12 protein-coding genes and 1 pseudogene are annotated in these 12549 nt (G+C 71.6%); 8 read left to right on the top strand and 5 right to left on the bottom strand.

Going from position 1 to position 12549, the window contains the following annotated elements; genetic code table 11:
• Positions 1-34: 34 nt before the first annotated feature.
• Complete coding sequence (locus ACWD0F_RS11685; RefSeq protein WP_449874362.1) at positions 35-1411, bottom strand: NAD(P)/FAD-dependent oxidoreductase; 1377 nt, start codon at positions 1409-1411, stop codon at positions 35-37.
• A gap of 293 nt (positions 1412-1704) precedes the next feature.
• On the opposite strand from ACWD0F_RS11685, the gene ACWD0F_RS11690 reads away from it, so the two are divergent.
• Entirely contained in the window at positions 1705-2727 is a 1023-nt protein-coding gene (locus ACWD0F_RS11690; protein ID WP_449874364.1) for a GNAT family N-acetyltransferase, read from the top strand.
• Between the two features lie 192 nt (positions 2728-2919).
• Here the strand turns inward: ACWD0F_RS11690 and ACWD0F_RS11695 are convergent.
• Positions 2920-3336 (bottom strand): annotated as a pseudogene (locus ACWD0F_RS11695) (Clp protease N-terminal domain-containing protein); the annotation flags it as partial.
• A gap of 74 nt (positions 3337-3410) precedes the next feature.
• On the opposite strand from ACWD0F_RS11695, the gene ACWD0F_RS11700 reads away from it, so the two are divergent.
• The 3 genes from ACWD0F_RS11700 to ACWD0F_RS11710 all read left to right on the top strand — a co-directional run bounded on the left by ACWD0F_RS11700 (position 3411) and on the right by ACWD0F_RS11710 (position 5843).
• Positions 3411-4169, top strand: a complete 759-nt coding sequence (locus ACWD0F_RS11700) for a hypothetical protein (RefSeq protein ID WP_449874366.1) — start codon at positions 3411-3413, stop codon at positions 4167-4169.
• A 215-nt stretch (positions 4170-4384) separates the two neighbouring features.
• Complete coding sequence (locus ACWD0F_RS11705; protein WP_449874368.1) at positions 4385-5254, top strand: oxidoreductase; 870 nt, start codon at positions 4385-4387, stop codon at positions 5252-5254.
• A gap of 10 nt (positions 5255-5264) precedes the next feature.
• The gene (locus tag ACWD0F_RS11710) at positions 5265-5843 is read left to right on the top strand and encodes a TetR/AcrR family transcriptional regulator (protein WP_449874370.1); all 579 of its coding nucleotides are present in this window, start codon (positions 5265-5267) and stop codon (positions 5841-5843) included.
• A gap of 32 nt (positions 5844-5875) precedes the next feature.
• Here ACWD0F_RS11710 and ACWD0F_RS11715 read toward each other — a convergent pair whose 3' ends face one another.
• The gene (locus ACWD0F_RS11715; protein WP_449874372.1) at positions 5876-6613 is read right to left on the bottom strand and encodes a class I SAM-dependent methyltransferase; all 738 of its coding nucleotides are present in this window, start codon (positions 6611-6613) and stop codon (positions 5876-5878) included.
• A 99-nt stretch (positions 6614-6712) separates the two neighbouring features.
• On the opposite strand from ACWD0F_RS11715, the gene add reads away from it, so the two are divergent.
• The 4 genes from add (at position 6713) to ACWD0F_RS11735 (ending at position 10809) form a co-directional block, all read left to right on the top strand.
• Positions 6713-7753 carry an adenosine deaminase gene (gene add / locus ACWD0F_RS11720; protein WP_449874374.1) on the top strand — a complete coding sequence of 347 codons (1041 nt, stop codon included), beginning with the start codon at positions 6713-6715 and terminating at the stop codon, positions 7751-7753.
• 125 nt (positions 7754-7878) lie between these two features.
• On the top strand, positions 7879-8130 hold the full coding sequence (locus ACWD0F_RS11725) for a hypothetical protein (RefSeq protein ID WP_449874376.1): 252 nt from the start codon (positions 7879-7881) through the stop codon (positions 8128-8130).
• On the top strand, positions 8127-10229 hold the full coding sequence (locus ACWD0F_RS11730) for a hypothetical protein (protein ID WP_449874378.1): 2103 nt from the start codon (positions 8127-8129) through the stop codon (positions 10227-10229). Before ACWD0F_RS11725 ends, ACWD0F_RS11730 begins: the two co-directional genes overlap by 4 nt.
• Before the next feature lie 31 nt (positions 10230-10260).
• Entirely contained in the window at positions 10261-10809 is a 549-nt protein-coding gene (locus tag ACWD0F_RS11735) for a hypothetical protein (RefSeq protein ID WP_449874380.1), read from the top strand.
• Positions 10810-10812: 3 nt separating this feature from the next.
• Here the strand turns inward: ACWD0F_RS11735 and pgl are convergent, their stop codons facing one another.
• Positions 10813-11586, bottom strand: coding sequence for a 6-phosphogluconolactonase (pgl, locus tag ACWD0F_RS11740; RefSeq protein WP_449875014.1), 774 nt, complete (start codon positions 11584-11586; stop codon positions 10813-10815).
• Positions 11587-11618: 32 nt separating this feature from the next.
• Positions 11619-12533: a glucose-6-phosphate dehydrogenase assembly protein OpcA gene (opcA, locus tag ACWD0F_RS11745; protein ID WP_449874382.1), complete on the bottom strand. Its 915-nt coding sequence runs from the start codon at positions 12531-12533 to the stop codon at positions 11619-11621.
• Between the last annotated feature and the right edge of the window lie 16 nt (positions 12534-12549).

Here is a 12549-nt window from a genome sequence, read left to right on the forward strand (position 1 = left end):
TCGATCAGCGTTCCTCAGCGTTCCTCAGCGTTCCTCAGTGTCCCGTGATGCGGTCCGCGACGCGGGCCAGGACGGAGGTGCGCGGCATGGAGCGCTCGCGGTGGTCGGCCGCCCGGTACAGGCGGTACATCGTGTGCACGCCCAGCCACCGCAGCGGCTCCGGCTCCCAGGAGCGCACCCGGCGGCCCACCCACGGCAGCGACGTCAGCTCCGTCTCCTCGCCGAGGATCAGGTCGCGCAGGGTGCGGCCGGCCAGGTTCGTGGTGGTCACGCCGTGGCCCGTGTAGCCGCCGGCCCAGCCCAGGCCCGTGGCGGAGTCCACGTGCACCGTCGAGCACCAGTCGCGGGGCACCCCGAGCACGCCCGACCAGGCGTGGGCGACCGAGGAGGAGCGGGCGGCGGGGAAGAACTCCGTGAGCAGCCGCCACAGGGCCTCGACCGTCCACTCGTGGGTGTGGCCGCGGGCGTCGACGCGCGAGCCGTACAGGTAGGGCCGGCCGCGCCCGCCGAAGGCGATGCGGTCGTCGGCGGTGCGCTGGGCGTACATGTAGTAGTGCGCCATGTCCCCGAGCAGTTCGGCGCCCCGCCAGCCGACCTCGTCCCAGAAGGACGCGGGGAGGGGGTCGGTGACGATCATGGAGCTGTTCATGGGCAGCCACTGCCTGCGCAGGCCGTGCAGCCGCGAGGTGAAGCCCTCGGTGGCGCGGATCACGTGCCCGGCCGAGACCGTGCCGAACGGGGTCACGGCCCGGTTCGGTGCGATCCGCGTCACCGGCGTGCGCTCGTAGATGGTGACGCCGAGGTCGCGAACGACCCTGGCCAGGCCCTGCGCCAGCTTGGCCGGCTGGATACGGGCACAGTGGGGGCTCCAGGATGCCTCCAGCGCCCCGGAGACCCGCAGGTGGTCCTCTGGGTTCACCAGCCGCAGATCGGGCTCCTCGATGCCCCAGGCGCGCGCTGAGGCCACGGTCTCGCGCAGCCGGGTGACCTGCGCCGGGGTGCGGGCCACGTTGACCACACCGCCCTTGACCAGGTCGCAGTCGATGGACTCCTTGTCGCAGACGGCGATCACCTCGTCGATGGAGGCGTACATCTCGCGCTGCAGCCGCCGGGCGTCCGCGCCGTAGCGCTCGTGGGAGCCGGCCAGGTCACCGGTCAGCCAGCCGCCGTTGCGGCCGGAGGCGCCGAATCCGGCGAACTCCTGCTCCAGTACGACGACGCGGAGTGACGGGCGGGCCCGCTTGAGGTAGTACGCGGTCCACAGGCCGGTGTAGCCGGCGCCGACAATGGCCACGTCCGCCTGGAGGTCGCCGTCGAGACGGGGAGCAGGGGTGGGCACGCCGGCGGACCGGTACCAGAAGGAGACGTCGCCGTTGACGTAACTCGAAGACAAGGGAACACGCACGCTCATGGCCCCGTATCCTGCTATATCCGGACCTGGTGGCGCATCTCGCGACGAAATTCGTGACCGTCTGTTTGATGATCCGATGGTGTGCGCCGAGGTGCGGGAGGTGCTCGGAACCCGGGGCTCCCGGGCCGTCCTGAGCGCCACCGGACACACCCGTGGGCGAGTGTCGCGTCCCGGGGGCGGGACGGTGGTGGGGCTCGGGTGGCCATGCGGGCTGTTTCCGGAAATTGGGGATCATTTCAGGATGAAACACGTCGTTAGCGGGCGTGTAACAGCCACCAGCCATGCTCGGACACATGGGATTCTTGCGCATTCGCACCACGGTGGACGAGCGGCCCGGACGGCTGGCCTCCCTCGCCTCGGCGCTGGCCGAGCGGGGCGGCAACATCCTCGGGCTGAGCGTGCAGTCCGATGCCGACGGCACCGTCGACGAGTTCGTCGCCGACATCCCCGCCAACCCCGAGACCGTGCGCGAGGCCCTGGAGGCGGCCGGTGGCCGCCGGGTCCAGGTGGTCGCCGCCACCGCGCACGAGCTGACCGACGAGCCCACCCGGGCGCTGCTGCTGGCCTCGCGGCTGCGCTCGATGCCGTGGCGGCTGCCGGAGCTCCTGGCCGAGCTGCTGCGCGCGGACGACGCCAGGTGGATCTATGGTGAGGCCGTGAGTGATCTTCCCGACCCGACCCAGCTCGTCGTGCCCGTGGCCCCGCGCCGCGCGGTCCGGCTGCGCCGCGCCGACCTGCCGTTCACGCTGACCGAGGCGGCCAGGGCGGCGTCCTTCGCCCGGCTCGCCCAGCCGGCCACGGAGCAGACCGGCGCCGAGCGCGGCGTCAAGCTCGCCGACGACGCGGAGCTCTCGGTCCGCCCGCTCACCTCGATCTACCGCGAGGCCGTGCGCGACCTGCACGACAGGTGCTCGCCGGAGTCGCGCAGGTTCCGCTACTTCACCTCGATGCCGGCGCTGCCGCCGCGCATGTTCGACAAACTGTGCGACAGGAGCCGGGGATACTCGCTGGTCGCCGGACACGACGGGCAGGTCGTGGGGATGGCGAACCTGATGTTCACCCCCGACCCCGGCATCGCCGAGATGGCCTTCCTGGTCGAGGACCGCTGGCAGGGGCGCGGTCTGGGCGCGGTGCTGGCCAGGATGCTGGTGCGGGCGGCCCGCGATCTGGGGTACGCCGAGGTCAGGGCCACCATGTTGTCGGACAACATGCGGATGCGCAGGCTGCTGATCTCGCTGGGCGCCACCCTCGGCTACACCGAGGACCCCGGTGTCGTCGAGGCCCGGCTGCCGGTCGGGATGATGGTGTCAGCCTAGGCCCTCTTCGTCCTGCTTCCCCTCGTCCGCGGGCTTGTCAGCAGGCTTGTCCGCGGCCGGGCGGTGGATGCCCAGGTGGCGTTCGATGCGCTCCAGGCTCTCCTGGATCTGCGTGAGCCGCTCGCCCAGCACCGAGCCGCCGGCGAAGAACATCTCGGTCGGGCGGTCCCTGGAGCCGCGGCCCACCCGGTCCAGGAGGCGCTGGCGTACGTCGGCGAGGTCGGCGCCGGTGTCCACGAGCGCCTGGGCGGCGAGCCCCTCGCCCTCCCTGATCAGGCCGAGCAGGATGTGCTCGGTGCCGATGTAGTTGTGGCGCAGTTGGAGCGCCTCGCGCAGCGACAGCTCCAGGACCTTCTTGGCGCGCGGGGTGAAGGGGATGTGCCCGCCCGGATGTTTCGCGCCGCGGCCCACCTCGCGCTCGACGAAGGCGCGTACGTGGTCGAGCTCGACGCCGCAGCTGTCGAGCACCAGGGCCGCCAATCCCTCACCCTCGTGGATGAGGCCGAGCAGAACGTGTTCCGTGCCGATGTAGTTGTGGCTCATCGTCCGCGCCTCCTCCTGGGCGAGGACGACGACCCTGCGCGCACGGTCGGTGAAGCGTTCGAACACCGGAGACCCTCCGTTCGGCCGGGGTTGTTTCCACTATGCGCTAGAAACGCGCGCATGTGGGGTATTTGTCCTGTGTGGATCTTGACGAGGTGGCGGACAGGCTCTACGGATTGCCGCCGTCCGAGTTCACCGCCGCGCGCGAGGCCGAGGCCCGTGCGGCGAAGGACGCCGGCGACGTACGGCTCTCGCGCGACGTCGCGAAGCTGCGCAAGCCCACCGTGTCCGCCTGGGCGGTGAACCGGGCCGCCCGCGAGCACCCCCGCGAGCTGGCCGAGCTGCTCGACCTGGGGGAGCGCCTGCGTGCGGCCTGGGCGGAGCAGGACGCCGACGCGCTGGCCGAGCTGACCCAGCGGCGCGCCGACGTGACACACAAGGTCGGCCGGCTCATCCGGCGGGCGGGCGGGCTGTCGGCGGCCGCCGGCACCGAGGTGGACCAGACGCTGGACGCCGCCGTCGTGGACGCGGACGCGGCCGGGCAGGTACGCCGTGGTCACCTGGCGAGGCCGCTCAGCTACAGCGGCTTCGCGCCCGCTCCCGTCACCCGTGCCCGGCCCGCCGCGCGGCGGGCTGGGGAGCGCGACGCGGCCGCGGCCGCCGAGGCGCGGGAGCGCGAGCAGGCCAAGGCCAGGGAACGCGCGGAGGCCGAGGCCGCGCACCAGGAGTGGAGCCGGGTCCTGGAGGCGGTTGACGCGGAGCACGACGAGCGGGCGGAGCGGGTGGCCCGACTGGAGAAGAAGCTGGCCAAGGCACGCAAGAGGCTGGCCGAGACGCGCGCCCGGCTGGAGGTGACCCGGCGCGAGGAGCGGCACGCGCGACAGCGGCTCGAACGCTAGACACGCAGGGCAGCGCGCCCGCCCGGCAACGCAAGGCGGCGCGAACGCCGGGCACGTAGGGCGGCGCGAACGCGGGGCGGCGCGAAACGCGAGCCACGTTGGGCGGCTCAGGCGGGCACGCAAGTGCCATCAAGGGCAGGCGGTCGCAGAGTGGTGCGCGACGATCTGCGCTGCGCTAGGGTGTACGAAACGGTTCCGTACACCTGGGAGTGACGATGACATCCTGGACCGCCGCCGACATCCCCGATCTCACGGGCAAGACGGCCATCGTGACCGGCGCCGGCAGCGGCATCGGCCTGCCCACCGCGCTGGAGCTGGCCAGGCACGGCGCCCGTGTCGTCGTGGCGGCGCGCGACGCCGGCAAGGGCGGCGCCGCGGTCGCCGAGATCCAGCGGGCCGTGCCGGGCGCGCGGGTCGAGTACGGCGCCCTGGACCTGGCCGACCTGGCCTCCGTCAGGCGGTTCGCCCAGGGTGTGGACAAGGTCGACCTGCTGATCAACAACGCGGGCATCGGCATGATCGCCCGGCAGGAGACCAAGGACGGCTTCGAGATGCAGTTCGGCACCAACCATCTGGGGCACTTCGCCCTCACGGGACTGCTGCTGCCGCGGCTGCTCGCCTCCCCGGGCGCCCGCGTGGTGACCGTCTCCAGCGACGCCCATGCCGTCGGCAGGATCGACTTCGACGACCTGGCCCTGTCGCGCGGCTACGGGCGCATGCGGGCGTACGGGCGGTCCAAGCTCGCCAACCTGCTCTTCGCGCTGGAGCTCCAGCGGCGCGCCGCCAAGGCCGGTGCGGATCTGACCAGCGTGGCCACCCACCCGGGCGCCACGGCCACCCGCATCGTCAAGCTGGGCCCCCTGCAGCCCCTCCTCGGCGTCTTCCTGCAGTCGGCGGAGGCCGGCGCGCGGTCCTCGCTCTACGCCGCGACGTCGCCCGAGATCCACGGCGGCGAGTTCGTCGGGCCGAAGCTCAAGATCCTCACCCCGTCGGAGACGGCCAGGTCCGAGGCTCTGGCCGCGCGGCTCTGGGACGTGTCGAGCGAGCTGACGGGCGTACGATTCGATGAGATCGCCTATAGCTGAAGGACGTGTAGTGGCTCCACTCGACCCTGAGCGTGACAGGGCCATTCTCGACGCCACGATGGAGCTGCTGTCGGAGGTCGGCTACGACCGGATGTCGGTCGACCAGATCGCCAAGCGGGCCCGGGCCAGCAAGGCGACCATCTACCGGCGCTGGGCGGGCAAACCGGACCTGGTGGTCGACGTCATCTGCCGGCGCTTCGACATGGACACGCCACCGGGGGAGGACACCGGGTCGCTCCGCGGCGATCTGGCCTCCATCTTCCGCGGGTTGTGCGAGGCGGTCGAACGCAAGCACACGCTGGTCATCGGGCTGTCCTCGACGCTGGTGTCCAACCAGGAGCTGGCGCGCACGCTGCGGGCGCACATGCCGACGAAGAACCTGGGCGACGTGGCGGCGCTGCTGGAGCGTGCCAGGGAGCGGGGCGAGCTGTCCGGGCCGGTGGCGGCCGGGCGGCTCTTCGCGGTGGCGGAGGCGCTGGTGTGGCATCGCATGATCTTCACCGGGCCGCCGTTCGACGAGGGCTTCATCGGCGATTCCGTGACCGAGGTGCTGCTGCCGCTCGTGACCGCCTGGTCCGCGGCGCGCTGACGCTCGGACGGCGCGTTCGAGTACGGGGCCGGTCAGCGGGTGGCATGCGCCAGGTACGCGCAGACGGGAAAGCCCTGCCGCGCGTACGGGGCGGCCAGCCGCGTGTAGCAGGCCCTGATCCGCGCCACGACCTCGGGCGGCTGGCGGCCGATGACGGCGAAGCGCGGGCCGCCCGCCCGCACGATGTCCGTCCACCAGCGGGCGAGGTCGGCCTGGTGCCGCCACCGCAGGGTCTGCACGGCCGCTCCCTCGAACCCCGCCGTCGTCAGCAGGCCGATGAACCGGTCCGGGGCGCTGTGGGCGGCGAACGGCCGGACCGGCGGCTCGTAGGGCACCCCGGCGGCGGCGATGGCGTCGGCGAAGACGTTGGTGGCGGTCATCTCGTCGGCCTTCCACCAGGTCAGCGCGATGGCACCGCCTGGGCGCAGCACGCGGTGCAGCTCTCTGAGCGCCTCGGCCGGGTCCTGCACATGATTAATGACGAAATTTCCCGCTATAGCGTCGAATGCCGCGTCCTCGAACGGCAACTCCGGCAGCGCCGCCCGGCGGATCGACGCGTGGGGGTGGCGCCGGGCCACCAGTTCCAGCATGTCCGGATCGGCGTCCACGGCGGTGACCCGGGCGCCTGACGCGAGGGCGGCCGCCGTGACCACGCCGGTCCCGCAGCCCACGTCGAGCAGGCGCGGCGCGCAGGCCCGGTCGAGCAGGGGTCCGACGGTGTGGGAGCTGAGCCGGGCGAAGCCGCGGTCGTACGCTTCGGCGTCGGTCACGGGAGTCAGCGTAACCCAGCCAGGTAATCTGACATTTCCCTGTGAGATTGGCCTCCGTACTCTACTAAATGCGGATATGTCCGCCTTAAGGTCATCGCCATGACCACCGACGACTCCGGCGACGTCGACGCCTTCATCGACGCGCTCCCCAAGGCCGAGCTGCACGTCCACCTGGTCGGCTCCGCCTCGGTCCCCACCGTCCTGGAGCTCGCCCGCCGCCACCCCGGCACCGAGGTCCCCAGCACGGAGGAGGAGCTGCGCCGCTTCTACACCTTTCGCGACTTCCCGCACTTCGCGCAGGTGTACGGAGCGGTCAACCGCCTGGTGCGCGAGCCGGAGGACGTGGCGACGCTGGTCCTCGGCCTGGCGCGGGACCTCGCACCTCAGGGCGCCCGATACGTCGAGCTCCAGGTCACGCCATACGCCCACCACGTCACGGGCCTGCCCATGCGCGAGGTCACCGAGGCGCTGGACCTGGCCGCCCGCCGCTCCCTGGCCGAGCACGGGGTGGAGATGGCCTACATCTTCGACATCCCCGGCGAGTACGGCGAGGAGGCGGCGAAGGTGACGGTCGAGCACGCCCTGCAGGAACCTCCCGCCGCGCTGGTAGGTTTCGGCATCGGCGGCATAGAGCAGGAGCGGGCGAAATACCGCGACGCCTACCGTTCGGCCTTCTCCGCCGCCCGTGCCGCCGGCCTGCACAGCGTCCCGCACGGCGGCGAGATGAGCGGCCCCGAGACGATCTGGGAGGTCATCGAGGGGTACGGCGCCGAGCGCATCGGCCACGGCATCAACTGTCTCGCCGACGACCGCCTGGTCGCCCACCTGCGCGAGACCCAGCTCCCGCTGGACGTCTGCCCCACCTCCAACCTCCGCACGGGCCAGATCGCCCGCATCGAGGACCATCCGCTGCCCCGGCTGCTGGCGGCGGGCCTGTACGTCACGCTCAACAGCGACGACCCGCCCATGTTCGCCACCACCCTGGCGGACGAGTACCGGGTGGCGGCGCACGTGTTCGGGCTCGGACGGGAGGAGCTGGCCGGGCTCGCCAGGAACGGCGTCCGGGCTTCGTACCAGGCGGAGGAGCGCAAGCGGGCGCTGCTGCGCGAGATCGACGACCTGCTCGCGACCGGAGGCTGAACCCCGGGGCGGCGCGATGCCGTCTCCGTCTGAAGACCTGACACTCGCGTCTCCCGCGTGTCACCGTTGAGGCGGCGTTGAACCCGGGGAGGCCGGCGGCCCGTACACGTCGGTGGGAGGCCACGATGGCGACACGAGCCGATGTCGTGAGTGCCCTGCGGCGTGCCCAGGAGCTCTCCGACCAATACTGGCACTGCCTGGAACAGCCGGTGCGCCTGCTCTCCGGCGGAAGCGCCTGGACGGGCTCGACCGCCGACGCCTTCGCCGGCGAGCTGATCCAGCGCCGGTCGGAGACGTGGCAGGGGTTGCGCGACGTCATCGGCGAGCTCCGCGACATGCTCGCCCGCATGCCTCCCGAGGGAGGGGCGGCCCCATGAGCTACTCCTCGATCGATCCACGGGAGATGCACCGGCTCGGCGACGGTGTGCAGAGCGCGGGCAGGGGCCTGGCCGACTGCGCCGCCCAGCTGCGCGGGCTGATGGACATGCTGGGCATCACCCATCCCGGCGTGACGACGATCGACCGGGCCGGGCGCTGGCTGACCGACCAGGCCCCCGACCTGTACCGGCGGCGGGACCTGGCCTATGAGGCGCAGAACGTCGCGACCGACGTGTTCGGCCGGCCGGCGGCCGGCGCCGTCGTCCCGCCGGGCATGATCCGGATCGAGGAGTCCCGGCTGATCCCGGCCAAGACCAGAGCCGAGGCCGCGCTCGCCGCACCGCTGTTCTACGCCGCCTCCCGTGGTGATCCCGACGCACTCAAGCGGCTGGCCGCCTACAAGAGGCGGATGTCCGACCCGGCGTTCGCCACCGCCCTGCTCGAAGAGCTCGGCCCCGAGGCCATGGTCACCCTTCCCGCCGTGATGGGCACACGGACCCGCGACGCGCTCGGCGTCAGCCCGGAGGCGGCCGCGCGGACGCGGCGCGAGAACGGCGAGGTGCTGGCGCTGCTGAGCAAGGCCCTCGCCACCGCGACCACGCCGACAGGCCCGCGGGTCAGCCTCCGCTTCCTGGAAGAGCTGAAGCGACAGGGCAGGAAGTCCATCCCGGTGCCGGAACACGAGGGAGCCACCTACCCGGGGTACTGGGCGCTCGGCCAGCTTCTGGCGGCCACGCCGAAGGAGCGCTACAGCGCCTGGTTCATGAGCACGATCGGCCGGGACATGATCCGGTGGGATCGCGACTACCTGCGCGAGCACGGCGTACACGGCCTGGTGCGCGACGGCAGCCAGCGCCACCCGCTGGCCGCGCCCACCGCCACGCAGCCGTTCGCGGGCTCGTCCGCGATCAGCACGGTGGATCCGATCGCGGCCTTGACGCGCGTGGCGGGCACGTCCAGGGAGAGCGCCCAGGCGCTGCTGCGGCCCGGGGACACGCTGAAGTACCTGCTGCACGACCGGCGAGCGCAGTGGGGGATGAGCGACCGGGGAGAGGCACTCGGAGAGGCGATGGAGGCCGGGATGAAGGGCGCCGACGCCGACTCCAAACGGCTGGCCGTCCTGGCCACGCAGATCATCGCCGATGACGTACGGCCGCACGTGTCGTTCGACGAGAACGGGAAGATCAGCTTCAAGGACCCTTCGGAGCTCGACAAGCTCTCCGGCATCCGCGACAACATGGGCCGCGTCCTCGCCGAGCACTCCGACGACGTCGTGAGCGCGTTCTACAAGAACTACGCGAGAGCGCAGGGCGGAGAGCTGACGGGCGTCGTCGAGGGGCTGCCCATCGGGCAGTTCAGCGCGGCCGACGTCGATCTCGTCATGCTGGACGTGGCGACCGATGACCGGGGCTACCACGCTCTGCTCACCGGGCAGGTCGCGCACATGCGAGGCGAGGTCGACGAGGCGGTCGCGGCGCGCGACAACACGCTTCTGCAGAACGTGATCACCAATGACTCCAAGGCGCTCGGACACCTCTTCGAGGCGCGCAAGCAGGCTCTCGTAGCCATGGGCAAGGAGTCGGACGAGGCGGACGCCGCGTTCGGGAAGATGGTCGAGGACGGGATCGGCCTCGTCCCGATTCCCTTCGCCCAGCAGGTGGGCAAGGCGGGGGTCAAGATCGTCGACGGCATCTACGAGAACTTCGTCAAGGACGGCTACGCGAAGGCCGGCGACTGGCTGATAGAGCAGAGCGGGCATGGCGGCGGTGAGACGGTCAAGAACTTCGCCGCCGCCGCGTCCGATCAGATAGCCGCCGAGCAGATGGTGAAACAGATGCTCGAATCATCCGCCGTCACCTACGGCTACCACGAGCACAGCGATCTCAAGGGTCAGCCGTTCGTCGAGGGCGATCCGCCGCGGATCAAGTCTCCGCTCAAGATGACCAGATACGAATATGACAACTTCGTGCGGTGGATGGACGCCCATGCCAAGGTGCCGGACGATTTCGGCAACGCTCAGACGAAGGTCAAAGTAGGCGCGGACGAGTTCACCGCCAATGTCGGCGGGTCGCCACCGGAGGACGAACGCGATGGATAGCCCGATGCCGCTCTGGTGCTGCGTCGCCGCCGTGGTGCTGTCGGCCACCGCCTGCACGGCGAACGGATCGGCCGTCTCCACGACCCCCGCGCCCGTTCCCGCGTGGCAGGCCGTCGCCGACCGGCCGCCTTATGTGTGCGAATTCATTCCGGAGGCGGAGGTCGCCGCTCTGACCGGGTACACGGGGGCCTACACCGCGGGTCCCGGCAGCCGGCGTGCCGCTTCGGGCAGCTGCGCGATCATGAACGACACGCAGAGCATTCTGCTCACGGGCTACGAGCGATCCGCGCCGCGCGCCGTCTTCGAGAAATGGCGGCGAAACGGGGCGGACGACGGTCAGGCGAGGCTCCCCGCGGAGCTCGGTACCGGATCCATGGGCGACTATGACGTCCGGGGTTATGCGTTTCGTTCGGGCGGCGCCTGGTTCCGCTGCGGGAACGAGAACTCGCTCATCACCATCTACATTAAGAAGAACCCGGCCCGGGACCAGGATCGGGATTTGATCCAGCTCATGGAGATAGCCGAGCGGCGCTTCGCCGAGATGTTCTCGTGCGAGCTCGGCGGCGCGCCGCCCGGCTGAGCCTCACGGCGAGGACAGGCGCCCCATCTCCGGCGGGATCTTGCCGGCGGCGGCCCGGTCGAGCAGGAACAACGTCCGCGACCGCCCCCTGGCCCCGGAAGCGGGCACCTGGAACGGGCCCGAGTCGGACAGGGCCAGCCGGACCGCGCCCGACTTCTCCTCACCGGCCGCGATCAGCCAGACCTCGCGCGAGGCCTGGATGGCGGGGAGCGTCAGCGTGATGCGGGTGGGCGGCGGCTTGGGGGAGCCGTGCACGGACACCGCCGGGCGCGTGTCGTACAGGGCGGGCATCCCCGGGAAGAGGGAGGCCACGTGCGCGTCGGGACCCATGCCGAGCAGCATGACGTCGAAGCTCGGCACGGGGCCGTGGTCCTCGGGGCGGGCGGCGGCGCGCAGCTCGGCCGCGTAGGAGTCGGCCGACTCCTCCGCCGTCATCCCCGAGTCGGGGCCGCGCATGACGTGCACCCGCTCCGGGTCGAGGTCGACGTGGTCGAGCAGCGCCTGGCGGGCGCCGGTCTCGTTGCGCTCCGGGTCGCCGGAGGGCACGAAGCGCTCGTCGCCCCACCAGACGTCCAGGCGCCGCCAGTCGACCGCGTCGCGCGCGGGCGTGGCGGCGATGGCCGCCAGCGTGGCGATGCCGACCGTGCCGCCCGTCAGCACGATCGACGCCGATCCCCTGGCCGACTGCGTGTCGACCAGCCGGGTGATGATCCGCGCGGCCACCGCTTTGGCGAGGATGTCGGCGTTGCGGTGTACGACCACGCCAGGAGCGCTCACGGCCACTACTTTCTCAGGCACGGGTGTCTCGGTCATCCTTTGTAGGTCCGGGCGAACCGCTTGACCGCCGCCTCGTAGATCTCATCACTGTCGAGCCTGCGCAGCTCCTCGGCCATCAGCTCCGAGGTGTGCCGCCTGGCCAGGGCCACGTTCCGGTCGGGCTGCCCCGGCCGGGAGAGCGTCGCCAGGCGGGCGTCGGTCCTGGCCACGCGGAGCTCGCCGTCGGCGAGTTGCAGGCGTACGGCGGTCAGGCCGGGGCCGGCGGACTCGGTGACCTTGATGGGCGCGCCGAGCCGGTCGGACAACCACGCCGCCAGCAGCGACGCGCTGGGATGCCCGGCGGAGGCCTCCACGACGCCCTTGCGCACCTTGCCCACCGGCTGGTCGAACGCCGCCGCCAGCAGGCTGCGCCACGGCGTCAGCCGCGCCCACGCCAGGTCGGTGTCACCGCTGGCGTACCCCTTGGCCCGGGTCACCAGCGACTTGACGCCGCCGTCGTCGAAACCCTTGGCGTCGGTGATGCGCCGCTGCGCCAGAGCGCCGATCGCGTCCTTGGAGGGCGCGTCGGGGGCCGAGCCGGGCCACCACACCACCACGGGCGTGTCCGGCAGCAACAACGGGCTGACCACGGAGTCGGCGTGCTCGGTGAGCTCGCCGTACAGCCGCAGCACCACGACCTCGCCCGGCGTGTTCTCGCCGATGCGCAGCTCCGCGTCGAGCCGGATCGCCTCCTCCTCTTCGCGCTTGATCACCACGATGATGCGCGACGGGTGCTCGCGGGCCGCATCGGTGGCCGCGCGGAGCGCGTCGTACTGGTGCCGCTCCTCGCACACCACGACGAGCGTCAGCACCATGCCGATGGCCGGCGCGCCCATCTGGTGGCGCAGGTGCGTGAACTGGGCCGAGATCTTGCCTGCCGTCGTGTCCGACAACATGAACGTCGTCACGGCCCCTCCTCCGTCG

This window comes from Nonomuraea sp. NPDC002799 (assembly GCF_053592075.1).

What these genes read in the sequence shown, in the direction of transcription:
- ACWD0F_RS11685 (WP_449874362.1), bottom strand. Translation starts at nt 1,411, where the DNA reads ATGAGCGTGCGTGTTCCCTTGTCTTCGAGTTACGTCAACGGCGACGTC.
- ACWD0F_RS11690 (WP_449874364.1), top strand. Translation starts at nt 1,705, where the DNA reads ATGGGATTCTTGCGCATTCGCACCACGGTGGACGAGCGGCCCGGACGG.
- ACWD0F_RS11705 (WP_449874368.1), top strand. Translation starts at nt 4,385, where the DNA reads ATGACATCCTGGACCGCCGCCGACATCCCCGATCTCACGGGCAAGACG.
- add (WP_449874374.1), top strand. Translation starts at nt 6,713, where the DNA reads ATGACCACCGACGACTCCGGCGACGTCGACGCCTTCATCGACGCGCTC.
- ACWD0F_RS11725 (WP_449874376.1), top strand. Translation starts at nt 7,879, where the DNA reads ATGGCGACACGAGCCGATGTCGTGAGTGCCCTGCGGCGTGCCCAGGAG.
- ACWD0F_RS11730 (WP_449874378.1), top strand. Translation starts at nt 8,127, where the DNA reads ATGAGCTACTCCTCGATCGATCCACGGGAGATGCACCGGCTCGGCGAC.